The sequence below is a fragment of the Erwinia sp. ErVv1 genome, from assembly GCF_900068895.1.
In the GTDB taxonomy this organism is placed as follows: Bacteria; Pseudomonadota; Gammaproteobacteria; order Enterobacterales; family Enterobacteriaceae; genus Erwinia.
Map to the genome: position 1 here is coordinate 307,733 of NZ_CDPK01000002.1, position 26,849 is coordinate 334,581.

The following is a 26,849-nucleotide window of genomic DNA, read 5'->3' on the forward strand; positions in this document are numbered from 1 at the left end:
AATTAACAGAATCCTTTATCGGTAAAATCATGTAGTATGTGCGGCCACGAATCCTTGTGGGTGGCCTTGCGCGCAAGCCATGCCATCTATAAAGTACATATAATACAACAGATTAAGTAGCTTACACCGTGCCTGTTGTTTAGCGATATATCATGACGCCTGGGAAGGCGACAAAGAGGGTGCTCCATGAGCGAAAAGTTACAAAAAGTTTTAGCGCGAGCCGGCCACGGTTCCCGTCGCGAAATCGAATCAATGATCTCAGCCGGACGCGTCAGCGTGGACGGCAAAATGGCTACGCTGGGTGACCGCGTTGAGCCGTCTCAGGCCCTTAAGGTGCGTATTGACGGGCACCTGCTGTCATTAGCCGAGTCTGCTACCGAAGTGTGCCGCGTGCTGGCTTACTACAAGCCAGAAGGCGAACTCTGTACGCGTAACGATCCCGAAGGACGTCCCACCGTTTTCGACCGTTTACCCAAGCTGCGCGGCGCACGCTGGATAGCCGTAGGGCGTCTGGATGTGAATACCTGTGGCCTGCTGCTGTTCACAACAGATGGTGAGCTGGCTAACCGCCTGATGCATCCAAGTCGTGAAGTGGAAAGGGAATATGCGGTACGGGTATTTGGTCAGATCGATGATGACAAGATCAAGCAGCTCAGTCGTGGTATTCAGCTGGAGGATGGTCCTGCCGCCTTTAAGACCCTTAAGTTTTCCGGTGGGGAAGGTATCAACCAGTGGTATAACGTGACGCTGACCGAAGGCCGCAACCGTGAGGTTCGTCGTCTGTGGGAGTCCGTCGGCGTTCAGGTGAGTCGATTAATTCGTACCCGCTACGGTGATATCAATTTACCTAAAGGGCTGCCCCGCGGTGGATGGACGGAGCTGGATTTGGCTCCCACTAACTATCTTCGTGAGCTGGTCGGTCTGCCTCCGGAAATTAACAGCAAGGTAGCGGTAGAAAAGGATCGTCGTCGTACTAAGGCTAATCAGATTCGCCGTGCGGTTAAGCGTCATACTCAGGTCAGCGGTAGCCGTCGTCCTGCTGGTAAGCCGGCGAAGAGTAGCACCAGAAATAACAGCCGCTAAGTCGATACGATATCTGCTGCGGCAGTCAGCAACATCAGTATTTATCGGTCAGATGTGCAGGCTGCGATATTTGCTATGCCGGTGGGCAATCCCAGCGGCTGTCTGGCGGCGATATCTGCTGTTGCGGTGGACAATCCCAGCGGCTGTCTGGCGTCCTCACGCCAGGCTTTGCCTGGTGCCTTTGGCTCCGACTCCAGGCCGGACGGCCCGGTCGCGAGCGGGCATCCTTGCCCGCCGCTCCCTGAGTGCAGCATCCCTGCTGCCCTCGCCTGGCCCTTCGTCCTCGCCGCAGCGCTGCGGATTGCCCGTCACCCGCTGGGATTGTCCACCTGTCAGGCTTTACAGTCGCTTTTATGAATAAAACCATTTTCCGTATAGGGCCCTGGCTTACTTTTAGTTAAAACGGTCGCCGCTTCCTTCTCTCCATTTACTCTCAATGTGAAGATAATTCTTACAATCGCAGGGCTTGCCTGCCTTCAAGGTTTTCTGTAACCCCTGAACCTCGTTTATCTACAGCCAACACAGTATAAAAGGAGCAGGCGGGTGGGGGCCGGNGGGATGCTGGCACAAGGGCATGCCGGGACAGGGATGTCCCGTCATGCCCGGTCCGAAAGGTCGACGAGCGGAGCGAAGGGACCGCGCCAGGCGCGGCGCGAGGACCGCCAGGCACCGGGCCCCACCCGTAGGCGACTCCCCGGACTGTTGCTGCACCGCGCAAAATGGCTCCCGCGCAAGGTGCTGTTTACCAGTCAATACCCTGCTGAGCCTGAACACCTGCATCGAAGGCGTGTTTGACCGGTCGCATTTCGGACACCGTATCCGCGATATCAAGGATTTCACGGTGACAGCCTCTGCCGGTAACAATGACATTCTGCTGGGAAGGCCGCCCCTGCAGCGCAGCCACCACCTCCTCTGCGGAGAGATAGCTCAGACTCACCATATAGGTCAGCTCATCCAGAACCACCAGATCCAGCGTCTCATCCTGAAGCATCCGTTTTGCATGCTGCCAAACCTGCTGGCAGGCGAGGGTATCTGTGGTTCGGTTCTGTGTATCCCAGGTAAATCCGGTTGCCATCACCTGAAACTCCACGCCGTGTGGCTCCAGCAGGTTACGTTCGCCGTTTGGCCATTCACCTTTAATAAACTGGATAACCCCTACGCGCAGGCCGTGACCGACTGCCCGACAGGCTGTGCCAAAAGCCGCCGTGGTTTTGCCTTTACCGTTACCGGTGAAAACCATCAGAATACCGTGCGCCTTCGTAGCCGCCGCTATCCGGGCATTTACCTTCTCCTTTAGCTTTTGCTGACGCTGCTGATGGCGATCCTCAGCCATCACTCAGCCGCGCCGGGTTTGCGGCCCGGCTGAGCATCGAAGCTAATGCCGGTTTCGCCTTTACTGTCGTCGCCCATCAGATAAAGATAGAGCGGCATAATATCTGCCGGTGTTTTCAGCTTACCGGCATTCTCCTGAGGGAAGGCGCTGGCACGCATTGCGGTACGCGTCCCACCCGGATTAATACAGTTAATTCGCAGCTGCTCAGGCGGGTACTCCTCGGCCATCACCTGCATCATGCCCTCGGTGGCAAACTTTGATACGGCGTAGGCCCCCCATCCTGCACGGCCCTGACGACCCACGCTGGAGGAGGTAAACACCAGGGAAGCTCCGGGGGAGACTAACAACAGTGGCAGCAGCGCCTGGGTCAGAAAAAAGGTGGCGTCAACGTTCACCCGCATCACCTGCTGCCAGACCTGCGGATCCTGTTTATCCATCGGGACGATATCACCCAGCAGGCCAGCATTGTGCAGTACACCATCCAGTCGGGAGTAGTGCTGGCTGATTTCGCTGGCAATCCGCTGGCAGGATCCCGGTGTAGCCTTGTCTAAATCGAGGACATACAGGCTGGCGGGGGCCTGACCCAGCGCGGCAATCTCCCCGGCGACGGCCTCAAGCTTTTGTGGATTACGTCCCAGTAGTAGAACCTGTGCACCATGTCGGGCATAGGTGATTGCCGCTTCGCGGCCAATACCGTCGCTGGCGCCGGTAACAAGAATGATACGATCGGTTAGCAACCTGGCGCTGGGGTGGTAGTCCATGAAAATTCCTCTGGCGAAAATAAGGCGGCGGAAAGTAAAAAGTGAATTTCTCACCCGGATATGAATGTGCTTTATGCCTTAAAATCCCCCCCGGTTCAACGATAGCAGCAGCGAATGCGTGCGTTAATACGAGGATTTTGGCGACGACGGAGAGTGTCTCAGCTACACTAGCGATTGATTAAATATGATGTTAAACAAGGCGGAATGAGTGGAATTACTCTCTTACTATGGGCTTTTTCTGGCCAAAACGGTCACCGTGGTGGTGGCGATTGCCGCTATCGCCATTATTATCACTAACCTGATGATGCGCAAGCGCGCGCAAAGCGGCCAGTTAAAGATAGTACACCTGGATGAAAACTATCGGGAAATGAAGGATGAAATGATGCTGGCGGGGATGGAGCCCCATGAGCAAAAGTTATGGCACAAGGCGCAAAAAAAGAAGGACAAGCAGGAGGCAAAAGCGGCTAAACAGCGGGCAGGCGCGGGCCAGGCAGTGACAGAGGCCAAACCCACCCTGTATGTGGTTGACTTTAAAGGCAGTATGGATGCACATGAGGTTAGCTCCCTGCGTGAAGAGCTTTCGGCAGTAATGGCGGTCGCCAAAGAGCAGGACGAAGTGTTGCTTCGGCTGGAAAGCCCGGGCGGCGTCGTGCATGGCTACGGTCTTGCTGCCTCACAGCTGCAACGCCTGCGCGCAAAGGGCATTCGCCTGACGGTCGCGGTTGACAAGGTCGCCGCCAGCGGCGGCTATATGATGGCCTGCGTGGCGGATCGCATTGTGGCCGCACCCTTTTCCATCATTGGATCAATTGGCGTCGTCGCGCAGATCCCCAATTTCAACCGTTTGCTAAAGCGTAACGAGATTGACGTGGAGCTGCATACGGCGGGCGAGTATAAGCGTACGCTGACCCTTTTCGGTGAGAATACCGAGCAGGGTCGCGAGAAGTTTCAGGAGGATCTCAATGAAACGCATCTGCTGTTTAAACAGTTTGTTCATCAGATGCGTCCTTCACTGGATATCGACAGGGTTGCGACGGGCGAACACTGGTTCGGCACCCAGGCGCTGGAGAATGGGTTAATTGACGCCATCGGCACCAGCGATGATTTGATCATCGATCGCCTGGAGAGCCACAAGGTAATTAATGTACGCTTCACGCGGCGCAAAAAAATGATGGACCGCTTCACGCAAAGCGCGGCCAGCAGCACCGAGCGTCTTTTGCTGCGTCTGTGGCAGCGTGGCAACAGGCCGCTGCTGTAAGAACTGAGACGCCCGCGCTGCGGGCGTCAGGTACTCAGGTGATAGCGTGGAGAAAGCGTTACCGCCAGCAATTTGAAGACGTTAAACACTGCCGTACTCTTTTGAGAAGGCAACCCCTGTTCATCCAGGAAGTAGTCCCCGCGAAAAATAAGCAAATCACCATTTTGTTCAACGTCCGTTGCTTCCATTCCCGGAAAATAATTCTCATGGTCGGCAATCATCTGGTTTGCCAACTGTAGCAGTGGGACACGATCGATTGATTCAGTCTGTTTCATCGAGTTCTCTCCTTTATAGTCACGCTCACAGAGATTAGTTTACGTCCGGTATGACCTCTACCGCAAGATCAGGACAGAGTCTGCGCAATGTTGTGCTTTTTTCCCTGGTTCCTGGCGTAAATGGCGGGCAGATGCTAATTAAGTTGCGTATCAAATTTTATCAGGTACAGTGTGGGCGTTTCAGGTTCCGGGCGTAAATGAGACTTTACGCTTTGTTAGGAATGCGCTTAACAGGTTGTAAAAGGTGTCGTTAATCAGCAGGTTGGAAGCCTGAACAGGAAGAGGTGAAGGAACAAATACTCACGGGGTAGCCTTGATTCTACCCGACCTTAACGCAATGCTATTGCCTATGGGCACACGGCACCGTCTACACTCGGATGTTTTAAACAGGTAAAGGTAAATATGGGCAAAGCTCTCGTAATAGTTGAGTCCCCGGCAAAAGCCAAAACGATCAATAAATATCTCGGCAATGACTACGTGGTGAAATCCAGCGTTGGTCACATCCGCGATTTGCCGACCAGTGGCTCAACGGTTAAAAAGAGCGCTGACTCTACAACCAGTAAACCGGCTAAGAAGGTCAAAAAGGACGAAAAAACGGCACTGGTAAGCCGTATGGGCGTCGATCCTTATCACGGCTGGGAAGCGAATTATCAAATCCTACCGGGTAAAGAGAAGGTGGTTTCTGAACTGAAATCCCTTGCGGAAAACGCTGACCATATCTACCTCGCAACTGACCTTGACCGCGAAGGGGAGGCCATAGCATGGCACCTGCGGGAAGTGATTGGTGGCGATGATTCACGCTTTAGCCGCGTGGTGTTTAACGAAATTACAAAAAATGCGATTCGTCAGGCATTTGAAAAGCCGGGCGAACTGAATATCAGCCGCGTAAACGCCCAGCAGGCCCGCCGGTTTATGGACCGCGTCGTGGGCTATATGGTGTCCCCACTGCTGTGGAAAAAAGTGGCTCGCGGTCTGTCAGCCGGACGCGTACAGTCCGTGGCGGTCCGTCTGGTGGTGGAGCGCGAGCGCGAGATTAAAGCCTTCGTCCCGGAAGAGTACTGGGAGCTGCATGCCGATCTCAGCACCCCTAAAGGGACAGACCTGCTGATGGAAGTTACCCATCAGCACGATAAACCGTTCCGACCGGTTAACGGCGAGCAGACGCAGGCGGCAGTGAGCCTGCTGGAAAAAGCGCGCTATGTCGTCGCCGATCGCGAGGATAAACCGACCAGCAGCAAACCCGGTGCGCCCTTTATTACCTCTACGCTGCAGCAGGCTGCGAGTACCCGCCTGAGCTTCGGCGTGAAAAAGACCATGATGATGGCCCAGCGTCTGTATGAAGCGGGTCACATTACCTATATGCGTACGGACTCCACCAACCTGAGCCAGGATGCGATAAGCATGGTGCGCGGCTACGTTGAAAGTGAGTTTGGCGACCGTTATCTGCCGAAAGCGGCGAATATCTATACCAGCAAAGATAACTCACAGGAAGCGCACGAAGCGATTCGCCCCTCAGACGTTAGCATTCAGTCCGAACAGCTGAAAGATATGGAGCCTGATGCACAGCGTCTTTACCAGCTCATCTGGCGCCAGTTTGTTGCCTGTCAGATGATGCCTGCGCAATACGATTCCACCACACTGACCGTTACTGCTGGCGATTTTAAGCTTAAAGCGCGTGGCCGCACCCTGCGTTTCGATGGCTGGACTCGCGTTATGCCCGCCCTGCGTAAAGGTGACGAAGAGCGGACGCTACCGCCGGTTGAACCTGGTGAAGCGCTGAACCTGAAAGCGCTGAAGCCTGCTCAGCACTTTACCAAGCCACCGGCACGTTTCAGCGAAGCATCCCTGGTACGCGAGCTGGAGAAGCGCGGTATTGGCCGTCCTTCAACCTACGCCTCCATCATCTCCACCATCCAGGATCGTGGCTATGTTCGCGCTGAAAGCCGCCGGTTTTATGCGGAAAAAATGGGCGAAATCGTTACCGACCGACTGGAGGAGAACTTCCGCGAGCTGATGAACTATGACTTCACCGCGCATATGGAAGACAGCCTGGACCAGGTCGCGAATAATGAAGCGCAGTGGAAGGGCGTGCTCGATACGTTTTTTGCCGACTTCACTCAACAGTTGGAAAAGGCCGATAAGGATCCGGAAGAGGGCGGCATGCAGCCGAATCAGATGGTCCTGACCTCCATCGACTGCCCGACCTGCGGACGTAAAATGGGGATCCGCACGGCCAGCACCGGCGTATTCCTGGGCTGCTCGGGCTATGCCCTGCCGCCAAAAGAGCGCTGCAAGCAGACCATTAACCTGATCCCTGAGAATGAAGTCCTGAATATTCTCGAGGGTGATGATGCTGAAACCAATGCGCTGCGCGCCCGTCGTCGCTGTGAGAAGTGCGGAACGGCAATGGACAGCTATCTGATTGATAATCATCGGAAGCTGCACGTCTGCGGAAATAACCCAGGCTGCGACGGATATGAAATCGAGCAGGGCGAATTCCGCATCAAGGGCTATGATGGTCCGGTGGTTGAGTGCGAGAAATGTGGTTCTGAAATGCACCTTAAAATGGGGCGTTTCGGTAAGTACATGGGCTGCACGAATGACGAATGTAAAAACACCCGTAAAATCCTGCGAAATGGTGATGTGGCGCCACCGAAAGAGGATCCCGTTCCTCTGCCGGAGCTGGAGTGCGAGAAGTCGGATGCCTATTTCGTGCTGCGCGACGGAGCGGCTGGCGTATTCCTTGCGGCGAACACCTTCCCTAAATCACGGGAAACGCGCGCGCCGCAGGTTGAAGAGCTCCAGCGGTTTCGTGACCGCCTGCCGGAGAAATTACGTTATCTGGCCGATGCGCCCGTCGCGGACGACGATGGCAATAAGTCCGTGGTGCGCTTTAGCCGCAAAACGAAGCAGCAGTATGTCAGCACGGACGTAGACGGCAAAGCCACGGGCTGGTCTGCATTCTATGTAGATGGCAAATGGCAAGTGGCAGAGAAGGCTGCGGCAAAAACCGCAGCGAAAACGTCCAAAGCCCCCTCTAAGGCAGCCACAAAAGCCGCAGCGAAAGCGACGGCCAAACCGGCTATCAAAGCCCCGGCAAAAGCTGCAGTTAAAACAACTGCGAAAACGTCGGCCAAATCTGATGTAAAATCAGCGAAGACGACCGCCAGTAAAAAGTAATCCGATCTGGGCCAGCACGCTGCTGGCCCATCTAATACCCCTCTCCTGCGCTATACATCCTGACCATATTTGATATAGTTGTTATAGATAACGCCTTTCTTATTATTATAAAGCATTAGACCGGCATCAGCTGGCTGTAGCCCATTGCGCTACAACCTCTACCTGTGTCCGGCGCGCGGGCTTCAACCCTGGATGGAATAACAAATGAAATTGCAGCAGCTGCGTTATATCGTTGAAGTGGTTAATCATAACCTCAATGTCTCTTCAACGGCTGAGGGGCTATACACCTCCCAGCCCGGTATCAGTAAGCAGGTTCGCATGTTAGAGGACGAACTTGGCATCCAGATTTTCGCCCGCAGCGGCAAACATCTGACTCAGGTCACCCCGGCAGGACAGGAAATTATTCGTATTGCCCGGGAAGTCCTGTCAAAAGTGGATGCGATTAAGGCCGTGGCGGGTGAGCACACCTGGCCAGATAAGGGGTCACTCTATGTCGCGACCACCCACACACAGGCTCGTTACGCGCTGCCCAATGTGATCAAAGGGTTTATCGAACGCTACCCACGCGTCTCATTACATATGCATCAGGGATCGCCCACACAGATTGCAGAGGCCGTGTCGAAAGGCAATGCGGATTTCGCCATCGCCACCGAAGCCCTGCACCTGTATGACGATTTAATCATGCTGCCTTGCTATCACTGGAATCGCGCAATCGTCGTAACCCCCGATCACCCTCTGGCGGGTAAAACGAAAATCTCCATTGAGGAACTGGCCGAATACCCGCTGGTTACTTATACCTTCGGATTTACGGGCCGATCAGAACTGGATACCGCATTCAATCGGGCAGGGCTGGTGCCGCGTATCGTCTTTACTGCGACCGATGCTGACGTAATAAAAACTTATGTCAGACTGGGACTGGGCGTAGGGGTCATCGCCAGCATGGCGGTAGATCCCGTATCAGACCCTGACCTCATTCGCATTGAGGCAACCGATGTCTTTACATACAGTACAACCAAGATAGGCTTTCGAAGAAGCACCTTCCTGAGAAGCTATATGTATGATTTTATTCAGCGTTTTGCCCCTCACCTGACGCGAGATGTGGTCGATACTGCCGTCGGTTTGCGCTCGAATGAAGACATTGAAGCCATGTTCAAAGACATTAAACTTCCCGCCAGGTGATCTCCATCTCCATAATTTGTGTTATGTCAAGGCCCGCGTAACGGGCCTCATCCCTTCGAAAACCTTCAACTATTGTTAACATCGCTGAAACCTTTTAATTATTTTTCATAAACAGAACATGGTTCACATGTTTTTTTATTGTTATTCATTAAATGAGAAACAGAACACATTTTCTGTTAACTGACTTTGCGGAAGGCCATGATGCTTATCATACTTTTTGTTAAAAGAGCCGCCAGATGGCGCCTGGAAAGCCAGAAATAGAAATTTTATAGAAATAAACGGATCTAAAATGTAACTTAAGTCGATTTATTTGGCTTAAGCGTTAATAAATTTACTTTAGTTTCATTAAAGGCAACTATTAAAGTATGCGCCTTTTGATAAATCCCATTAATCGTTTTGTTCAATAAAAATTACTGGATTTCATCCCGTAAAATGTTTAGGATTCATCCTAATTTCTGATTGGTCCAAACAATCGTTTCAATGAGAGTGATTATCAAAAACTATGGCTACGAGATTATCTGTACAACCCGAATTCGGGCATAAGACCCTCAAGGTTCAGCGTAACAGCAATCTGAAGCGCAAGGCCTGGTTGGCGATTTTTGCGGGATCAGCGGTATTTTGGATCGCTGTAATATTCATGATTTGGCGTATTTGGGGATAACCATGCAGCTACGGTCAGCGAACCACCATCCGCAGCAGAGCAGAAAGATAAACGAAACGTATTGCAAAGCCCCTTCACAGGATCAGGTTATTATTCCCGAATCATGGCAGATGACCGATACGCAGCGTCAGTTTATTGAAATGATGATGGACAACGAAAACAAATAATAAACCGTCTCATTTTTTATTTTTTACTCATTTTTTTTAATACTGAGAGTTAGCCTCAACGTTAGCGGTAAGCATCTATTATGACTGAGTGATGCCGCGCTGCCGGGATGCGTAAGCAAATCATCCAAACGACATTTTGTCGGCAACTTTTTTTAAGCTCAACCTGACTGGCATTTTCCGACCTGAGTGAGGCAAATATGAATTTAACGCAAATGACCTGGTTTACGACCTGGACCTTTTCCGCCTTATTCTGGACGAGCCTCGTCTGGATGGGAATGATAATGCGCTAGTACGCGCTAATTGCTCCGCCCTCTTTAATAGAAACGCCTCGCTGACTTTGTCCGCGGGGCGTTTTTGTTTCTTCAGATTGTTTCAGTGCTTGTCATTTGGTGTTGTTATCAGAACGTTACCTGATGTATGTACTATGTTTAAATCTGACCCTGTAAAAACTCGGGTTATAGTCAGAGTGAAACAAAGGAGGAGTGATGTCGTCTACCCTACACCAAATAAGTAAGGATCAGCTGGATGTAAAAGGCCAGCGTTACCATTACTACAGCCTCAGCCGGGCGGCTGAAGAGCTTGGCGACCTTGCGCGTCTGCCCAAATCCCTCAAGGTTTTGTTAGAGAATCTGCTGCGCTGGCAGGACGGCCAGTCCGTGACCGCTGACGATATCGCCGCGCTGGCTGGCTGGCTTAAAAATGCACATGCTGACCGTGAGATTGCCTATCGTCCCGCCCGCGTGTTAATGCAGGATTTTACCGGCGTTCCCGCCGTTGTCGACCTTGCCGCCATGCGTGAGGCTGTTAACCGCCTGGGCGGTGATGTGGCGAAGGTGAATCCGCTAACGCCGGTGGATCTGGTCATCGATCACTCGGTCACGGTCGATCGCTTTGGTGATGATGATGCCTTTGAGGAAAACGTCCGGCTGGAAATGGAACGTAATCACGAGCGCTATGTGTTTTTACGCTGGGGGCAAAAGGCGTTCAATAAGTTTAGCGTGGTTCCACCCGGAACGGGTATCTGCCATCAGGTAAACCTGGAGTATTTAGGGCAGGCCGTCTGGCATGAAACGCAGGACGGGGAAGAGTTTGCCTGGCCGGATACGCTGGTGGGTACGGATTCTCATACCACCATGATTAATGCGCTGGGTGTGCTGGGGTGGGGCGTGGGCGGTATTGAAGCAGAAGCCGCTATGCTCGGACAGCCGGTTTCGATGCTTATTCCCGACGTCGTCGGTTTTAAATTGTCCGGTAAGCTCAGGCCCGGCATTACCGCTACCGATCTGGTGCTCACCGTCACCCAGCTGCTGCGCAAGCACGGCGTGGTCGGCAAATTTGTTGAATTTTATGGCGACGGGCTGGACGACCTGCCGCTGGCGGATCGTGCCACCATTGCCAATATGGCCCCGGAATATGGTGCAACCTGCGGATTTTTTCCGGTAGATGATGTCACTCTCGCCTATATGACCCTGACCGGCCGCAGCGCCGAACAGGTGGATCTGGTTGAAGCCTATGCTAAAGCTCAGGGCCTGTGGCGTAACAGGGGCGATGAGCCGGTATTTACCAGTTCGCTGGCGCTGGATATGAATGACGTTGAGGCCAGCGTGGCCGGGCCTAAACGCCCTCAGGACCGGGTGTCGCTGGGTGATGTACCCGAGGCGTTTAATGCCAGCAATGAGCTGGAAGTCAATCAGGCGGTGAAAAAACACCAGCCCGTGACCTATACCGACAGCCAGACCGGCAGAGAGCATCAGCTCGATGATGGGGCGGTGGTAATCTCTGCTATTACATCCTGTACCAATACCTCTAATCCCAGCGTACTGATGGCCGCAGGCCTGCTGGCTAAAAAGGCGGTTACCCTCGGACTGAAGCGAAAACCGTGGGTGAAGGCCTCCCTCGCGCCCGGATCGAAAGTGGTATCAGATTATCTGGCTGCTGCCCGACTGACGCCTTATCTCGATAAGCTTGGTTTTAACCTTGTCGGCTACGGCTGCACGACCTGCATTGGCAACTCCGGCCCGCTACCTGATGCGGTTGAAAATGCCATCAGGGCAGGGGATCTGACCGTCGGGGCGGTATTGTCCGGAAACCGTAATTTTGAAGGTCGCATTCATCCCTATGTGAAAACCAACTGGCTGGCATCCCCACCGCTGGTCGTCGCTTACGCGCTGGCGGGGAATATGAAAATCAATCTGCAAACGGATCCCATCGGGGAGGATACGACGGGTAAGCCAGTGTTCCTGAAGGATATATGGCCATCCCCCGAGGAGATTGCCGAGGCGGTCGGACAGGTATCCACCGCCATGTTCCATAAAGAATACGCCGAAGTATTTGAGGGTACGCCCGAGTGGCAGGAGATTAAGGTCAGCGAGGCGGCAACCTATGACTGGGATGAAGGTTCAACCTATATTCGACTGTCGCCATTTTTCGATGAGATGGGCAGGGAGCCAGAGCCGGTCAAAGACATTCGGGGAGCCAGAATTCTTGCCATGCTGGGTGATTCGGTGACGACTGACCATATCTCACCGGCCGGTAGCATCAAAGCGGAGAGCCCGGCAGGGCGCTATTTGCAGCAGCACGGCGTAGAACGCACCGATTTCAACTCCTACGGATCCCGTCGTGGTAATCATGAAGTGATGATGCGCGGCACCTTCGCCAATATCCGCATCCGTAATGAGATGGTTCCGGGAGTCGAAGGCGGCGTGACGCGTCTTGTGCCGGGTGACGAGCAGCTGTCAATTTACGATGCGGCGATGAAGTACCAGCAACAGGGAACGCCGCTGGCCGTCATTGCCGGTAAAGAGTACGGCTCGGGTTCAAGTCGGGACTGGGCAGCTAAAGGACCGCGTCTGCTGGGCGTTAGAGTGGTTATCGCTGAGTCATTTGAACGTATTCACCGCTCTAACCTTATCGGCATGGGAATTTTACCGCTGGAGTTCCCGCAGGGGGTGACGCGCAAAACGCTGGGTCTGACCGGAGACGAACAGATAGATGTGGCAAATCTTAACGCCCTTAAACCGGGCGGGCAGGTGAGTGTGACGCTAACCCGCGCTGACGGTACTCAGGAGACGCTTGACGCGCGCTGTCGCATCGATACGGGTAACGAACTGACCTACTATCAGAATGACGGTATCCTGCACTACGTGATTCGCAATATGCTCAACTGACGGGGATGGTCCGCTCCAGGGTACTGAGTCGGGTAAGCAGGCCGGCAAATACTGACAGAGAGGGGGCCTTGCAGAGAGAGCTGGGACCCGGAAGGGAGCGGGTGTAAACCCGCTCCTGACGCTGTGCAGTGGTGCTGTGCAGTGGTAATACCAGGCAGTATGGAAACCCGTACCTGGCCTGCGCCTTTATAAGGGCATTTCAATATGCAGTAATTACTCTTTTGACAGCAGATGCCCCATTTTAGCGGCTTTGGTATCAAGGTAGTGGGCGTTCTCGGGGTTACGTCCCACGATTAAGGGGACACGCTCGACAATATTAATCCCGGCTTCACTCAGGATCTCAACCTTACGGGGGTTATTGGTCAGCAAACGCACTTCCCGCACGCCAAGCAGTTTGAACATATCTGCACACAGCGTGAAATCGCGCTCGTCGGCGGCAAACCCCAGCTGATGGTTTGCTTCAACCGTATCGTAACCCTTGTCCTGTAGGGCGTAGGCGCGGATTTTATTCAGCAAACCGATATTACGCCCTTCCTGACGGTGATACAGCAGCACGCCGCGCCCCTCTTCCGCGATGTGATTCAGCGCGGCTTCCAACTGAAAACCACAGTCACAGCGCAGGCTGAACAGCGCATCGCCGGTCAGACACTCAGAGTGAACGCGGGCCAGTACCGCTTCGCCATCGGTAATGTCGCCATAAACCAGAGCAACGTGGTCATGGCCCGTTGCCAGTTCTTCAAAACCTACCATAAGGAAATCCCCCCATGGCGTGGGCAGTTTGGCCTCTGCCACCCTTTTAAGCTGCATGTGATTCTCCAGAATCTTCAGGTGTTGCGCTATCATCATGGTAGCGTGCTGTCAGCAGTCTGACACTCATCAATGTTGCTATTTTGCCACAATCAGTGCCGGTAAAGTGAATGAGTTAATGCGATCGCTGTTATACCGCACAATTATCACGTTCCGGCCCAGTATGTTATTATTTTTCATCATATTCTCAGCAGAAAGTAGTGTAAGCCCCGCAACGATTAAGGGATTCTATGTTTAGCATCGCCAAACGCACCACCCTGGGTGCGCTGTTATTACTGATTATGCCGGTTGGCGTGTGGCTCTCGGGCTGGCAGTGGCAGCCGGTAGAAATGGGCTCAGGCTACAAGCTGCTATTCGGGCTCACGGAAACCGTCACCAGCCCGTGGGGAACGCTGACCAGCCTCCTGCTCTGTGGGTGGTTTCTCTGGTGCTTACGGTTTCGCCTTAAACCGGCAGTGGTGCTGTTACTGATCGTTGCTGCCTCGCTTCTGGTAGGGCAGTACGCCAAGACCTTTATTAAGCGGGAGGTTCAGGAGCCTCGTCCCTACGTGCTGTGGCTGGAGAAGAGTCAGGGCCTGAATGAAAAAACCTTCTATGAGCAAACGCGCAGGCAGCGCAGCGCGGTAGTGACCGAGGCAATGCGCCAGGATACACAGCTCCCGGAGTGGCTCAAGCGGCACTGGGCGTTTGAAACGGGCTATGCTTTTCCGTCAGGGCATACGATGTTTGCTGCTACATGGGCCTTACTGGCGGTAGGGCTCTTGTGGCCCAGGCGGCACAGGGTAACCGTCGCGGTGATTATCCTCTGGGCGGTGGGCGTAATGGGCAGCAGGCTGGCGCTGGGAATGCACTGGCCGCGCGACCTGATCACCTCAACGGTAATCAGCTGGCTGCTGGTGATGCTGGCTACGTGGCTGGTGCAGCGCTTTTGTGGCCCGCTAACCGTGCCGGTGCATGAGCAAAAAGAGATCGCGAAGCGCGAGCGACAGTAGACGGTAATTGAGTTTACCCCGGCAGGCCCCATATCTACAGCATGCTGAGGGCCTGTTTTCCCGGTCAATGCGGTTCCCGACGCATCAGACAAGCAACAGGGCATTTTTTTTGGCATAATTCAGCTGGATAACACCAGCTTAAAGGACGGACTGTGAAATATTTGCTGATTTTTTTACTGGTACTGGTGATTTTTATCATCTCCATTACCCTGGGGGCTCACAACGATCAGACGGTGACCTTTAACTATTTGTTAGCGCAGGGTCAATATCGGGTATCCACGCTGTTAGCGACGTTGTTTGCCGCCGGTTTTATTCTGGGCTGGGCAATATGCGGACTTTTCTGGCTGCGGGTACGCGTGTCACTGGCCCACTCTCAGCGTAAAGTTAAACGTCTCCAGCAGCAGCTGGGTCAGGCAGAAGAAATCGTGACAGTGTCACCCGTCCCCGCTGTTAAGGAATAATTTTTTATGTTGGAACTGCTGTTTCTGTTATTACCCGTTGCCGCCGCTTATGGCTGGTATATGGGGCGCAGGAGTGCGCAGCAGGATAAACAACAGGAAGCCAGCCGCCTGTCGCGAGATTACGTTACGGGCGTAAACTTTCTGTTATCAAATCAGCAGGACAAAGCCGTCGATCTCTTTCTGGACATGCTCAAAGAGGACAGCGGAGCGGTTGAAGCCCACCTTACGCTGGGCAATTTGTTTCGCTCTCGCGGCGAGGTGGATAAGGCCATACGCATTCACCAGTCGCTAATGGAAAGCGCTTCCCTGACTTACGACCAGCGTCTGCTGGCCATCCAGCAGCTTGGACGTGATTATATGGCGGCCGGCTTCTACGATCGTGCCGAAGAGATGTTCAGTCATCTGGTGGATGAAACCGATTTTCGCATTGGGGCACTGCAGCAGCTGCTGCTTATCCACCAGGCGACCAGCGACTGGAGCAAAGCCATTGAAGTGGCAGAGCGGCTGGTTAAGCTGGGGAAAGAGAAGCAACGTCTGGAGATCGCCCACTTTTACTGCGAGCTTGCGCTGCAGGCAATGGGCAGTGACGATCTCGACCGGGCGATGACGCTGTTGCGTAAAGGAGAGTCGGCCGATCGCGAGTGCGCGCGCGTGTCGATAATGATGGGCCGCATTCATATGGCCAGGGGCGAATATGCGAAAGCGGTAGGCCATTTGCAGCGTGTGATCGAGCAGGATAAAGAGCTGGTCAGCGAAACGCTGGAGATGCTGCAAACCTGCTACCAGCATCTCGATAAGCAGAATGACTGGGTTGACTACCTTAAGCGCTGCGTAGAAGAGAATACCGGGGCCGCTGCCGAACTCTACCTTTCCGATGTTATTGAGAAAGATGAAGGGGGAGAGGTCGCGCAGCTTTATATCAATCGGCAGCTACAACGGCATCCGACCATGCGGGGCTTCCACCGCCTGATGGATTATCACCTGCACGAAGCGGAAGATGGCAGGGCGAAAGAGAGCCTGATGGTACTGCGCGATATGGTCGGAGAGCAAATCCGCACCAAGCCACGCTACCGCTGTCATAAATGCGGTTTTACCGCCCATGCACTTTACTGGCACTGCCCATCCTGCCGTGCCTGGTCTTCGGTTAAGCCTATTCGCGGTCTTGACGGCCAGTAACGCAGCCCGCGTTGCCGGTCTGGGTCCGCATCGCGCTTTAGTTACAACATACTGAAGGGTTGCAATCAGCGGGTTTCAGAACCCCCAGCGTTTACCCAGTCTGGCAGGGGAGAAAAGGGAAAACTGAGCAGGGAACTGTGAATTTTCCGGCGCCACAGGTAGAATGCATGCCGTTTCTCGCCTGCACCGCTGGTGCTTTACTTAAAAGGGTATATCCATGCATTCACCTCAGATAGCGGGTTCTCCGATTTTGCTGGCATTAGACTACGCGTGTCTTGACAGCGCGATGGCTTTCGTTGACCAGATTGACCCCAAAAGCTGTCGCCTGAAGGTAGGCAAAGAGATGTTTACCCTGTTTGGCCCACAACTGGTGCGGGACCTTCAGCAGCGGGGCTTTGAGATCTTCCTCGATCTCAAGTTTCATGATATCCCCAACACCACGGCGCACGCGGTGGCCGCCGCCGCCGAGCTTGGCGTTTGGATGGTAAACGTACACGCCAGCGGTGGGGCACGTATGATGACGGCAGCCCGCGAAGCATTGGTTCCTTTTGGCAAAGATGCCCCCATGCTGATTGCCGTTACCGTGCTCACCAGCATGGACACGGAAGATCTCAGGGAGCTGGGTATCACGCTGTCGCCCGCTGAACACGCCGAACGGCTGGCGCGTCTGACGCAACAGTGTGGTCTTGATGGCGTGGTCTGTTCTGCGCACGAAGCGGTTAGCCTTAAGCAGGCGCTGGGAAGCGCCTTTAAGCTGGTGACGCCAGGTATCAGACCAGCGGGCAGCGCAGCGGGCGACCAGCGCCGTATTATGACGCCCCAGCAGGCACAGCAGGCGGGGGTGGATTATATGGTGATCGGCCGCCCCATCACGCAATCCCCGGATCCGGCGGCCACGCTCTCCGCGATTCTGGCTTCATTACAGGAGGCATAATGGCTGATAACGAAAACAGGCTGGTTTATTCGACCGACACGGGCCGCATTGATGCGCCGAAAGCGGCTCCCCAGCGCCCTAAGGGCGACGGTATTGTCCGCATTCAGCGGCAGACCAGCGGCAGAAAGGGGAAGGGCGTTTGCCTGATAAGCGGGCTGGATTTAACGGATAGCGATTTGGAGAAGCTGGCCGCGGAGCTAAAGAAAAAATGTGGCTGCGGGGGTGCGGTTAAGGACGGCATTATTGAAATCCAGGGCGATAAGCGTGACCTGATTAAAACGCTGCTGGAAGCCAAGGGATTGAAGGTAAAGCTGGCGGGTGGCTGATGTCAAAAGTCAGGGCCGCGAGTGTTCGCGGCCCTGGCAGGGATGTGCTGCTATAGTCTTATTTATTAGTATCGAAATTAACGGCTAATCTGATGGCCGATAACCCCACCTACTGCGGCCCCGCCAAGGGTACCTAAACCGCTACCATTGGAAAGAACAGAACCGCCAATTGCGCCGGCACCCGCCCCAAGCGCTGTATTTCGATCGCGTTTTGACCAGTGTGAGCAGGCGCTCAGTGACAGGACTAACGTGGCGGCCAGCACGGCGGCGGAAATGCGTTTTGCGGTCATAGACATAATTACTTCTCCAAAATTGCTACTACAGGGAACTCTGCTTAAGTATAGCGTTCAACCTGCGTTTCTGGCCCGCTCTCAGCATAATTATTAGCGATTTATCTTCCTAAAAAGAAACAAACCGCATAATCAACTTCTCACTCTCTTACGAGCAGTACGTGAGGGGCAGTGCCTGTGTCTAAAAGGTTAGATAGCTAACTATCACTCCTGGTTCTATTGCTGACATTAATTATAACCCGGCGGGGGCAGGGCGAAAGGTAAAAAATCTTATTTAGCGCCACGTGATTCTGGCAGCAGCCTCTTCAGCGCTACATTTTTTAATTGAATCATCACAATTAGAGATCGACAGCCAGTTTCTGCCGCACATCCAGCCGTTACCTCCATACCCGTCTTCGCCGCGAACAATGAAAATAAAAAGAAACGCGATGGGAGCAGAAAGTGTTAGAACAACTCAAGCAGCAGGTGCTGGAGGCGAATCTCGACCTTCCGCGTCATAACCTGGTGGTATTCACCTGGGGGAATGTAAGCGCCATAGACCGTGAATCCGGGCTGATGGTGATTAAGCCCTCGGGCGTTAGCTATGGTGCAATGACGCAGGACGATATGGTGGTGGTTAACATACTGACGGGCGAAGTTATCGAGGGGAGCAAACGGCCCTCTTCAGATACGGACACGCATCGGGCGCTCTATCAGGCCTGGCCGCAAATTGGGGGAATTGTCCATACGCATTCACGTCATGCCACCATCTGGGCCCAGTCGGGCCGGGATATTCCCGCATGGGGTACCACGCATGCCGACGACTTCTACGGGGCGGTTCCCTGTACCCGGCAGATGCACACCAGCGAAATTCAGGGGCGCTATGAGTGGGAAACCGNCGCTTACATGGGTATTTACAGCCAGCAGCTTTCGCCTGAACTCCCGGCAATGCAGCAGCCTCTTCTGGATCGCCACTATCTTCGCAAGCACGGCAGTAATGCCACCTATGGTCAGAAAAAGTAATTCTTTCAACGATGCTTAAGTTACTTTCGCATTATTCCCACCCCTAAAACTGCTGTCACCGCTGGTCACGCACGCGGCTGACAGCCTGCGTCGGGCCCCCCTCTGTTTTATCTTAAAAATCAGATACCCGTTTAGAGAACAGTCCCTCTGGATTACGCTTGAACCGCATTTGAGCACACCCATAAACAGAGGAAATACCATGACCGTTATTAATCAAACTACCTGCAGGCTGTTTAGTGAAGTTGGACAAACCACCCAGCTTTCCGCGTACTACGAAGAAGGCCGCCGTACGATGTGGATGATGCTACGGGCGCAGCCGCGTCCAAGTTTTAACCATGAGCTTATTGAAGAGATAATGAATCTCAGCTATGCCGCCCAGCGTTCAGGTTTGCCGATCGATTTTTGGGTTACCGGCTCGCTGGTGCCGACCATGTTCAATGCAGGCGGCGATCTCAACTTCTTCGCCCAGTGCATTAAAAACGGACGCCGTGAAGCTCTGCGTGCCTATGCCCGGGCCTGCGTAGACTGTATCCATGCCGCCGCGAGGGGGTTCGATACCGGCGCAGTCAGTATTGCAATGATTGAGGGTAGCGCGCTGGGCGGCGGTTTTGAAGCCGCGCTGGCGCACCACTTCATCCTCGCACAGGACACCGCCCGGATGGGCTTTCCTGAAATCGCCTTCAACCTCTTCCCGGGGATGGGGGGATACTCACTGGTGGCGCGCCGCTCCGGCATGAAGCTGGCGGAGGAGTTAATCTGCGAGGGGGAGTCTCACAGCGCCGAGTGGTTTGCAGAGCGCGGGCTGGTCGATAAGGTTTTTCAACCCGGGGAAGGCTACCAGGCTACCCGTACCTTTATTGACGTCCTGCGGCCAAAACTTAACGGGGTGAGGGCGATGCTGAAAGCCCGCCAGCGCGTACTGCAATTATCGCGTGCTGAGCTGATGGACATCACCGAAGACTGGGTCGATTTTGCCTTCACCATGGAGCCCAAAGACCTTGCCTATATGGAGCGTCTGGTCCTGATACAAAATCGCCACAGCGCCCAGGCATTGAGAAAGGTAAGCTAATTATTTAGATGCGCTTTAAGCCAGTGCTCGAGCTCGTTAGCGGGCATTGGCTTAGCGTAAAGAAAGCCCTGACGCCCATCCACTCCACTGGCAATGACAAACTCCTCTTCCTCTTTAGTTTCGATCCCCTCGGCAATCACGCTGAGATCCAGCGCCCTGGCAACGGCGACGATGGCTTTAACCAGCGACTGCGACACCGGCTGGTGGTTCACATCGCGAATAAAGCTCTGATCGAGTTTAATGGCGTTAATCGGCACGCGCGCCAGCTGTGAAAGCGACGAATAGCCGGTGCCAAAATCATCAAGATGTACCTCTGCGCCCAGCGCTTTAAACTGTGCCATCAGCGAGAGCGCTTTCTCTTCATTTTCAATCAGGCAGCTTTCGGTCAGTTCAATATCGATTGGGCTTTGACTCAACCCCGCCTGTTCCAGCGCCTGTTTGAAATCGACCAGGATGCTTTGATCGGCCAGCTGACGAGGCGAAACGTTCACCGCAACACGCAGATGAATGCCCTGTTCCCGCCAGCGGAGCGTCTGTGCCAGCGCACTCAGCATCACCCAGCGGCCTAAGGGGACAATCAGCCCTGACTCCTCGGCATAGGAGATGAAACTGCCGGGCGGCACCAGGCCGCGCTCTGGCGACTGCCAGCGCACCAGCGCCTCCACGCTGGAGACCTGACCATTCGCGTTGAGCTTTGGCTGATAGTGAAGGATAAGCTGATCCTGCTCGAGGGCTTTTCGCAAATTGGTATCCAGCCAAAGATATTCAAACACCCGCTGGTTCATCTCCGTGGAGAAGATGCAGAACTTGCCGCGCCCGCTCTCTTTGGCGGTATACATGGCGGTATCGGCATTGCGTATCAGACTCTCGCGGTCGTCGCCGTGCTGCGGACTGACCGCCACCCCGATTGAACAGCCGGAATAGACTTCAATCAGCCCAATACGAAACGGCAGCTTGAGGCGCTCAAGAATGCGCTCTGACATCGCCTCCAGCGCGCACTGGCTTGAGTTAAGCGCCAGCACAATAAATTCATCGCCACCGAGACGGGCCAGCGTCTGATCGGTCTCCAGACAGCCGAGGATGGCAAGGGAGACGGCCTGTAACAGCCGATCGCCAAACATATGCCCGTAGGCATCATTGACCTTCTTGAAGTTGTCCAGGTCCAGATAAACAATGCCCACCTGAGTGTCGCCACGCTGCTCCACCGCGTCGCCGATAGCAAGATGGATCGCATTGCGATTGGGCAGGCCGGTAATGGTATCCGTATTGGCCAGCACCTGCAGACGCTCCTGTGCACGGCGCTCTTCGGTAATATCCGTACCGGAGCAGATAAGATAGATTTCGTTCTTGCCGCTGCCGCTATGGACAAACTTATTGCGGAACAGAAACAGTCGCTGGCCCTTTTTGGTCTTAACCCAGCGCTCTACCTCATAGGAGCTGCCATCCCGGAAAAATCCGCTGATGTTACGTCTTGAAGCCGCGGCTTCCTGGCGGGTCATAAACAGCTGGAAGACATTGCAGCCAATCACTTCCTGCTCTTTCAGGCCGGTATACTCCTCACTCATGCGGTTAAAGCGCTGAATATTTCCACGCTGATCGAGGATAACAATCACCGAATTTGCTTCGGAGACGACCTGCTCGGCGAAGGACAGCCCTAACGACAGGTCGCGCGCCACGGCAGAGGTATCACCCCATGCCGATGCGCTCCCCGCCCATTCCGAGCGGTTAACCTTGCGGCCAACCAGATGCATCGGGATCTCTTCACCATAGAGAGAAAGAGTCAGATTCACGCTGGAGGTGATCACGGTCATACCTCGCAGCAGCCTGGCCTGAACCGGGGTGAGCGCCACAGCGATGTGAGTGGAAGAGGTTTCGTCTTCGGCGAAATTGAGCGCATCGCTGTCGGAAGTTAAACGCCAATGAGGGCTTGTAGTACCAAACCGGGTATAAAATAACGACTGCCCGTAATCATCGGTCATTTAATCATCTCCTTAAAACATGCGATGCAGCTGTATCTTATTATTTTAGCAACAGTATTCGTCAACCTGCACAATCACAAGCTGAATAATGAATATATTTCTTAAGTGAAGATGAACGGCGAAACTAATATGCCCCGCTGGATTGCGCACAAGGACATCTAAAAAATTCGAGGTCACGATGGTACTGCCGGATAGGGAAATCATAAGGTTAACCCCCGAGCCGACGCTCGGGGGACGCACCTGTATGCACCGGGTGAACTGCCGGGGCAACGTTAGCAGGGACACCTGCCGGAACCGCCGCCTTTACCCGGATAGCGAGCATCAATGCAGTAGCGGTGAAACGCTTTCTCGGTCATGGGCGTTAATTCAGGGTGCTGCTGCTGCATATGACGCAGATAGCCCGCATAGTCCCGTACCCCGACCATCAATCTGAAGCTCTGTGTCAGCCGGGATATAAACAGCCCGGCAGTAAGACGCGTAGTATTGTCAGACATGGCTGGCCTCATTTCGTCGTGTTGTATCGCTCTCGTGAACGGTCGGGTGGGCACTGTTGAGTGCACGGCGGATCACAAAAAAGGCGGCAATCAGCATCGTCACCGCGACCAGCATAAAGAAGGCGCAAAGCGCCGCGTTAATCTGGTTACTTAATACAATCGTCTGCATATCCGCTAACGTCTTCGCCGGAGCGATAACAGTGCCATTCTCAATGCCAGCTGAGAATTTACGCGCCTGCGCCAGAAAACCAATATTCGGCAGGGGATGGAAAATTTTCTGCCAGCCCGCGGTCATTGAGGTGATCAGCAGCCAGGCCGTTGGCAGAAGGGTTACCCACGCATAGCGCTGTTTCTTCATTTTAAACAGCACCACGGTGCCGAGGATCAGCGCCATGGAGGCCAGCATCTGATTACCAATGCCAAACAGCGGCCAGAGCGTGTTGATCCCGCCCAGGGGGTCCTTGACGCCCTGATAAACAAAGAAGCCCCATCCGGCGACGGCAACGCTGGTGCCCGCAATGTTACCGAGCCATGAGCGATTATTACCGAGGGCGGGGACTACCGTACCAATCAGGTCCTGCACCATAAAACGACAGGCCCGGGTACCGGCATCGACGGCGGTGAGAATAAACAGTGCTTCAAAGAGAATAGCGAAGTGATACCAGAACGCCATCATTGCCCGGCTGTTAAATACTTCGGTGATAATATGCGCCATGCCGACGGCAAAGGTCGGTGCGCCACCTGCCCGTGAAAGTATTGAGCCTTCACCCACATCGCGGGCGATGCCATTCAGCACTTCTGGCGTGACCACAAAGCCCCAGCCGTTGATCGCCTGCGAGGCCGTTTCCACCGTAGTGCCAATCAGCGCTGCCGGCGAGTTCATGGCGAAATAGACGCCGGGTTCGATCACGGAGGCACAAATCAGCGCCATAATCGCCACAAATGACTCCATCAGCATTGCACCATAGCCAATGAAGCGGATATGACTTTCACGCTCGATCAGCTTCGGTGTGGTGCCGCTGGAAACCAGCGCGTGGAACCCAGAAATGGCACCACAGGCGATGGTAATAAACAGGAAGGGAAACAGGCTGCCTGAAAATACCGGGCCGCTGCCGTCGGTAAACTGCGTCAGGGCGGGCATTTTCATTTCGGGCATGGCGAAAACAATCCCCACCGCCAGCCCGACAATCACCCCAATTTTGAGGAAGGTTGACAGATAGTCACGCGGCGCCAGCAGCAGCCAGACGGGGAGAACGGACGCGATAAAGCCATAGATTACCAGCACCCAGGTCAGGGTGGTCCCTTCGAGGGTAAAGAAGGGGCCAAGGGTAGGGTGCTGCGCGACATCGCCGCCATAAATAATCGCGGCCATCATCAGCACAAAGCCAATCAGCGACACCTCTGCGATTTTACCCGGGCGGATATAGCGCATATAGATGCCCATCAGCAGGGCGATCGGCAGCGTGGCGGCAATGGTAAACAGCCCCCAGGGACTGTTCGCCAGCGCCTTCACCACTACCAGCGCCAGCGCGGAAAGAATAATAATCATCACGCCCAGCGCGCCCAGCATGGTCACCACGCCCGCAAAGGCCCCCAGCTCCTGCTTAGCCATTTCACCCAGCGAGCGGCCATCGCGCCGGGTTGAGATAAACAGGATCAGAAAGTCCTGTACCGCACCGGCCAGCATCACGCCGACCAGGATCCAAATGGTCCCGGGAAGAAAGCCCATTTGTGCTGCCAGAATCGGGCCAACCAGCGGCCCGGCCCCGGCAATCGCGGCGAAGTGATGACCGAACAGTACCCATTTATTGGTGGGCACATAGTCCAGACCGTCGTTATGGCGCTCGGCAGGCGTCCGTCTGCGGTCATCCAGTTCAAAAATATCCCTGGCGATAAACAGGCTGTAAAATCGCCAGGCAATGCTATAGCAGGCTACCGAGGCCACAACCAGCCACAGTGCGTTCACATGTTCACCACGGCTTAATGCCAGCATGGCAAACGCGCCAGCGCCGATCACCGCCACCGTACTCCATATCACGCCGGTTTTGACGTTTCTCATTACATAACTCCTTGCAGCAACCATAAGAAGGGGCACAGAAGCTTAAGGTAATGTAATCGTTTGTTAATGAAAGTGAATCAGCGGAGAAGTGTGAGGAGGGGAGGTTTTTTTCGTTATCGGATGAGGCAGGTGGGATAAGGGGCTATCCCACCTGAAGGAGGTTATGCGACGGGGCGGGCCACGACGCTGCGCGTTTCCATACGCACTTCAGCGATCGTCACTTCAATCACGTCCGTGACGCGGTAAGCAACTTCACCTTTGATCTGAACGGTGCCGTTCTCCTGGCTGCATACCATCTCATCACGCACCGCGTGAATAAAGGGGGCAGGGATAAAGGCAACCGCGCCGTTGTCGGTCAGCCGCACGCGCATTCCGCCGCGTGACACATCAATAATCTCCGCACTGAAGCGTTGATCGGTTCCCGCAGCGCTTTGCAGGAAGCGCGAGTATAACCAGTCTCCGACATCGCGCTCAGCCATGCGGTTCTGACGCCGACGCTCGGCCATTCTTACCGTAATCGCATCCTGAGGGCGTGGGGCGCTTTCGCCTTTGATAATCGCCTTCAGCAGGCGATGGTTGATCATATCGCCATATTTACGGATAGGTGAGGTCCAGGTGGCATAGGCCTCAAGGCCCAGACCGAAATGGGGACCGGGTTCGATACTGACCTCAGCAAAGGACTGAAAACGGCGGATACGGCTGTCGAGGAACTGCGTCGGCTGCGCATCCAGATCGCGGCGCAGGGCGCGGAAACCTTCCAGCGTAGCGATGGCCAGTGGGTCAACCTTCACGCCGTGGTTATCGAGCACGTTGGCCGCCAGCTCAGCACCGGCTGCATCAAAGCCCTGGTGGACGTTATAAACGCCGAAGCCCAGCTTATCGCGCAGTACGGTCGCCGCGCAGATATTGGCGGTGATCATCGCTTCTTCGACAATACGGTTAGCAATACGGCGGTGTTCAGCGATGATATCCAGCACTTCGCCTTTCTCACCCAGCAGGAAGCGGAAATCAGGGCGATCTTTAAACACCAGCGCATGGGTCTGACGCCATTCGGCGCGTGCCAGGCAGAGGCGGTGCAGCAGACGAATTTGGTTCGCGATCGCGTCCGTTTCTGGCTGCCAGTCACCGATATTCTCCAGCCAGTCAGAGACATTGTCATAGGCCAGTTTGGCTTTGGACTCAATCCAGGCGGCGAAGAAGTGAATATCCGCACCCAGCGAGCCATCTGCGGCAACGCGAACGCGGCAGGCCAGTACCGGACGGCGTTCATGCGGGCGCAGCGAGCAGATATCGTCAGAGAGCTGACGCGGCAGCATCGGAATATTAAAGCCCGGCAGGTAGTTGGTGAATGCGCGCTGTGCGGCAATAGTATCCAGCTCACTGTCGGCAGCCACATAAGCGGTCGGATCGGCAATAGCGATGGTCAGCAGCAGCTCACCTTCCGGCGTTTCCTGCACGTAGAGCGCATCATCCATGTCCTGGGTGCTGGCGCTGTCGATGGTGACAAACTCCAGCGCGGTCAGATCTTCGCGCTCAGGCTGCTCATCCAGCATTTCGCCAGCGGTCGCCTCGGGCGCTTCACGTTCCAGATTGTGGCGTGAGAGGGTGACCCACCAGGGGGCGAGATGATCGTCGGCGGTAGTGATAAAGCCCGTCAGCTCGGCGTAAAAGGTACGGTCGCCCTTCAGCGGGTGGCGGCGCATTTCGGCCACGGCCCAGTCGCCCTGCTGAAAATCATGCTGGACGCTGCGATCCGCGCGGCACTGAATGGCATCTTTTAACAGTGGATGGTCGGGTATGATGGAAAGACGATCGTCTTTCTTTTGTACGCGGCCAACAAAACGGGTCAGGAAGGGCTCTATCAGCGTTTCGGGATCGGCAACTTCACGATCCTTATCGGTCTGGATCACCGCGCTGATGCGGTCGCCATGCATCACCTTTTTCATAAAAGGGGGCGGAATAAAGTAACTCTTCTGTGCGTCTACTTCGAGAAAGCCGAAGCCTTTTTCCGTGCCTTTTACCACCCCTTCAACACGCGGCGTCTGGGAGTGGAGTTTCTCTTTGAGCTGCGCGAGCAGCGGGTTATCCTGGAACATAATCTCAACAGTTTTCGTGGCCTAAGAGCGGCAGACAGTTTTACGCGATTAACCGGCTCGCGGCAAGTAAAAAGCCGGGAGACCCGGCTTAGATTGATGA

The 26,849-nt window shown here is 54.5% G+C and carries 23 protein-coding genes and 1 pseudogene; 15 read left to right on the plus strand and 9 right to left on the minus strand.

Annotation, left to right across the window (positions count from 1 at the left end; genetic code table 11):
- Positions 1–186 precede the first annotated feature (186 nt).
- Entirely contained in the window at positions 187–1,083 is an 897-nt protein-coding gene (gene rluB / locus A1830_RS02920) for a 23S rRNA pseudouridine(2605) synthase RluB (RefSeq protein WP_067701480.1), read from the plus strand.
- 54 nt (positions 1,084–1,137) lie between these two features.
- Positions 1,138–1,440 (plus strand): hypothetical protein, encoded by a 303-nt coding sequence (locus A1830_RS02925; protein WP_156484924.1) that lies wholly within the window; start codon positions 1,138–1,140, stop codon positions 1,438–1,440.
- Between the two features lie 385 nt (positions 1,441–1,825).
- Here A1830_RS02925 and cobO read toward each other — a convergent pair whose 3' ends face one another.
- A complete protein-coding gene (cobO, locus tag A1830_RS02930) occupies positions 1,826–2,416 on the minus strand; it encodes a cob(I)yrinic acid a,c-diamide adenosyltransferase (RefSeq protein ID WP_067701486.1) in 591 nt (196 codons plus the stop codon).
- Complete coding sequence (locus A1830_RS02935; protein WP_067701489.1) at positions 2,416–3,177, minus strand: YciK family oxidoreductase; 762 nt, start codon at positions 3,175–3,177, stop codon at positions 2,416–2,418. The genes cobO and A1830_RS02935 overlap by 1 nt, the downstream gene beginning before the upstream one ends.
- Positions 3,178–3,385: 208 nt before the next feature.
- On the opposite strand from A1830_RS02935, the gene sohB reads away from it, so the two are divergent.
- Positions 3,386–4,435: a protease SohB gene (gene sohB, locus A1830_RS02940; protein ID WP_067701492.1), complete on the plus strand. Its 1,050-nt coding sequence runs from the start codon at positions 3,386–3,388 to the stop codon at positions 4,433–4,435.
- Between the two features lie 26 nt (positions 4,436–4,461).
- Here sohB and A1830_RS02945 read toward each other — a convergent pair whose 3' ends face one another.
- On the minus strand, positions 4,462–4,710 hold the full coding sequence (locus tag A1830_RS02945; RefSeq protein ID WP_067701494.1) for a DUF2498 family protein: 249 nt from the start codon (positions 4,708–4,710) through the stop codon (positions 4,462–4,464).
- 402 nt (positions 4,711–5,112) lie between these two features.
- Between A1830_RS02945 and topA the strand changes: the two are divergent.
- The 5 genes and pseudogenes from topA to acnA form a co-directional block, all read left to right on the plus strand.
- Positions 5,113–7,707: pseudogene (topA, locus tag A1830_RS02950) on the plus strand (type I DNA topoisomerase); the annotation flags it as partial.
- Between the two features lie 387 nt (positions 7,708–8,094).
- A complete protein-coding gene (gene cysB, locus A1830_RS02955; protein WP_067701497.1) occupies positions 8,095–9,069 on the plus strand; it encodes an HTH-type transcriptional regulator CysB in 975 nt (324 codons plus the stop codon).
- A gap of 502 nt (positions 9,070–9,571) precedes the next feature.
- Entirely contained in the window at positions 9,572–9,730 is a 159-nt protein-coding gene (locus A1830_RS21075) for a YmiA family putative membrane protein (RefSeq protein WP_073980938.1), read from the plus strand.
- A gap of 2 nt (positions 9,731–9,732) precedes the next feature.
- Positions 9,733–9,897, plus strand: coding sequence for a hypothetical protein (locus A1830_RS22480; protein WP_156484925.1), 165 nt, complete (start codon positions 9,733–9,735; stop codon positions 9,895–9,897).
- 485 nt (positions 9,898–10,382) lie between these two features.
- Complete coding sequence (acnA, locus tag A1830_RS02960; RefSeq protein ID WP_067701500.1) at positions 10,383–13,064, plus strand: aconitate hydratase AcnA; 2,682 nt, start codon at positions 10,383–10,385, stop codon at positions 13,062–13,064.
- 213 nt (positions 13,065–13,277) lie between these two features.
- Here acnA and ribA read toward each other — a convergent pair whose 3' ends face one another.
- The gene (gene ribA / locus A1830_RS02965) at positions 13,278–13,871 is read right to left on the minus strand and encodes a GTP cyclohydrolase II (protein ID WP_067701502.1); all 594 of its coding nucleotides are present in this window, start codon (positions 13,869–13,871) and stop codon (positions 13,278–13,280) included.
- Positions 13,872–14,101: 230 nt separating this feature from the next.
- On the opposite strand from ribA, the gene pgpB reads away from it, so the two are divergent.
- The 5 genes from pgpB to yciH all read left to right on the plus strand — a co-directional run bounded on the left by pgpB (position 14,102) and on the right by yciH (position 17,760).
- Positions 14,102–14,863, plus strand: a complete 762-nt coding sequence (gene pgpB / locus A1830_RS02970; protein ID WP_067701505.1) for a phosphatidylglycerophosphatase B — start codon at positions 14,102–14,104, stop codon at positions 14,861–14,863.
- Positions 14,864–15,015: 152 nt separating this feature from the next.
- Positions 15,016–15,324: a LapA family protein gene (locus A1830_RS02975; protein ID WP_067701509.1), complete on the plus strand. Its 309-nt coding sequence runs from the start codon at positions 15,016–15,018 to the stop codon at positions 15,322–15,324.
- 6 nt (positions 15,325–15,330) lie between these two features.
- On the plus strand, positions 15,331–16,500 hold the full coding sequence (gene lapB / locus A1830_RS02980) for a lipopolysaccharide assembly protein LapB (RefSeq protein WP_067701512.1): 1,170 nt from the start codon (positions 15,331–15,333) through the stop codon (positions 16,498–16,500).
- Positions 16,501–16,717: 217 nt separating this feature from the next.
- Entirely contained in the window at positions 16,718–17,434 is a 717-nt protein-coding gene (gene pyrF / locus A1830_RS02985) for an orotidine-5'-phosphate decarboxylase (protein WP_067701515.1), read from the plus strand.
- Positions 17,434–17,760, plus strand: coding sequence for a stress response translation initiation inhibitor YciH (gene yciH, locus A1830_RS02990; RefSeq protein WP_067701518.1), 327 nt, complete (start codon positions 17,434–17,436; stop codon positions 17,758–17,760). The genes pyrF and yciH overlap by 1 nt, the downstream gene beginning before the upstream one ends.
- Before the next feature lie 77 nt (positions 17,761–17,837).
- Here the strand turns inward: yciH and osmB are convergent, their stop codons facing one another.
- Positions 17,838–18,056 carry an osmotically-inducible lipoprotein OsmB gene (osmB, locus tag A1830_RS02995; protein ID WP_067701521.1) on the minus strand — a complete coding sequence of 73 codons (219 nt, stop codon included), beginning with the start codon at positions 18,054–18,056 and terminating at the stop codon, positions 17,838–17,840.
- A 435-nt stretch (positions 18,057–18,491) separates the two neighbouring features.
- On the opposite strand from osmB, the gene A1830_RS03000 reads away from it, so the two are divergent.
- A complete protein-coding gene (locus tag A1830_RS03000; RefSeq protein WP_067701531.1) occupies positions 18,492–19,052 on the plus strand; it encodes a class II aldolase/adducin family protein in 561 nt (186 codons plus the stop codon).
- A gap of 199 nt (positions 19,053–19,251) precedes the next feature.
- Complete coding sequence (locus A1830_RS03005) at positions 19,252–20,121, plus strand: crotonase/enoyl-CoA hydratase family protein (RefSeq protein WP_067701534.1); 870 nt, start codon at positions 19,252–19,254, stop codon at positions 20,119–20,121.
- Here A1830_RS03005 and pdeR read toward each other — a convergent pair.
- The 4 genes from pdeR to A1830_RS03025 form a co-directional block, all read right to left on the minus strand.
- Positions 20,118–22,100 carry a cyclic di-GMP phosphodiesterase gene (gene pdeR, locus A1830_RS03010; RefSeq protein ID WP_067701537.1) on the minus strand — a complete coding sequence of 661 codons (1,983 nt, stop codon included), beginning with the start codon at positions 22,098–22,100 and terminating at the stop codon, positions 20,118–20,120. The two genes, A1830_RS03005 and pdeR, sit on opposite strands and share 4 nt — an antisense overlap.
- 272 nt (positions 22,101–22,372) lie before the next feature.
- The gene (locus A1830_RS03015) at positions 22,373–22,606 is read right to left on the minus strand and encodes a YbdD/YjiX family protein (protein WP_082804069.1); all 234 of its coding nucleotides are present in this window, start codon (positions 22,604–22,606) and stop codon (positions 22,373–22,375) included.
- Positions 22,587–24,653, minus strand: a complete 2,067-nt coding sequence (locus tag A1830_RS03020) for a carbon starvation CstA family protein (RefSeq protein ID WP_067701543.1) — start codon at positions 24,651–24,653, stop codon at positions 22,587–22,589. Before A1830_RS03020 ends, A1830_RS03015 begins: the two co-directional genes overlap by 20 nt.
- Positions 24,654–24,814: 161 nt before the next feature.
- Entirely contained in the window at positions 24,815–26,749 is a 1,935-nt protein-coding gene (locus A1830_RS03025) for an exoribonuclease II (protein WP_067701546.1), read from the minus strand.
- Between the last annotated feature and the right edge of the window lie 100 nt (positions 26,750–26,849).

Excerpts from the sequence above, each read along its gene's own strand:
- pdeR (WP_067701537.1), bottom strand. The coding sequence starts at position 22,100 with ATGACCGATGATTACGGGCAGTCGTTATTTTATACCCGGTTTGGTACT.
- osmB (WP_067701521.1), bottom strand. The coding sequence starts at position 18,056 with ATGTCTATGACCGCAAAACGCATTTCCGCCGCCGTGCTGGCCGCCACG.
- ribA (WP_067701502.1), bottom strand. The coding sequence starts at position 13,871 with ATGCAGCTTAAAAGGGTGGCAGAGGCCAAACTGCCCACGCCATGGGGG.
- A1830_RS22480 (WP_156484925.1), top strand. The coding sequence starts at position 9,733 with ATGCAGCTACGGTCAGCGAACCACCATCCGCAGCAGAGCAGAAAGATA.
- pyrF (WP_067701515.1), top strand. The coding sequence starts at position 16,718 with ATGCATTCACCTCAGATAGCGGGTTCTCCGATTTTGCTGGCATTAGAC.
- A1830_RS02945 (WP_067701494.1), bottom strand. The coding sequence starts at position 4,710 with ATGAAACAGACTGAATCAATCGATCGTGTCCCACTGCTACAGTTGGCA.
- lapB (WP_067701512.1), top strand. The coding sequence starts at position 15,331 with ATGTTGGAACTGCTGTTTCTGTTATTACCCGTTGCCGCCGCTTATGGC.
- A1830_RS03015 (WP_082804069.1), bottom strand. The coding sequence starts at position 22,606 with ATGAGGCCAGCCATGTCTGACAATACTACGCGTCTTACTGCCGGGCTG.
- cobO (WP_067701486.1), bottom strand. The coding sequence starts at position 2,416 with ATGGCTGAGGATCGCCATCAGCAGCGTCAGCAAAAGCTAAAGGAGAAG.
- pgpB (WP_067701505.1), top strand. The coding sequence starts at position 14,102 with ATGTTTAGCATCGCCAAACGCACCACCCTGGGTGCGCTGTTATTACTG.
- A1830_RS03020 (WP_067701543.1), bottom strand. The coding sequence starts at position 24,653 with ATGAGAAACGTCAAAACCGGCGTGATATGGAGTACGGTGGCGGTGATC.
- rluB (WP_067701480.1), top strand. The coding sequence starts at position 187 with ATGAGCGAAAAGTTACAAAAAGTTTTAGCGCGAGCCGGCCACGGTTCC.
- A1830_RS03005 (WP_067701534.1), top strand. The coding sequence starts at position 19,252 with ATGACCGTTATTAATCAAACTACCTGCAGGCTGTTTAGTGAAGTTGGA.
- A1830_RS21075 (WP_073980938.1), top strand. The coding sequence starts at position 9,572 with ATGGCTACGAGATTATCTGTACAACCCGAATTCGGGCATAAGACCCTC.
- cysB (WP_067701497.1), top strand. The coding sequence starts at position 8,095 with ATGAAATTGCAGCAGCTGCGTTATATCGTTGAAGTGGTTAATCATAAC.
- A1830_RS02935 (WP_067701489.1), bottom strand. The coding sequence starts at position 3,177 with ATGGACTACCACCCCAGCGCCAGGTTGCTAACCGATCGTATCATTCTT.
- acnA (WP_067701500.1), top strand. The coding sequence starts at position 10,383 with ATGTCGTCTACCCTACACCAAATAAGTAAGGATCAGCTGGATGTAAAA.
- A1830_RS03025 (WP_067701546.1), bottom strand. The coding sequence starts at position 26,749 with ATGTTCCAGGATAACCCGCTGCTCGCGCAGCTCAAAGAGAAACTCCAC.
- yciH (WP_067701518.1), top strand. The coding sequence starts at position 17,434 with ATGGCTGATAACGAAAACAGGCTGGTTTATTCGACCGACACGGGCCGC.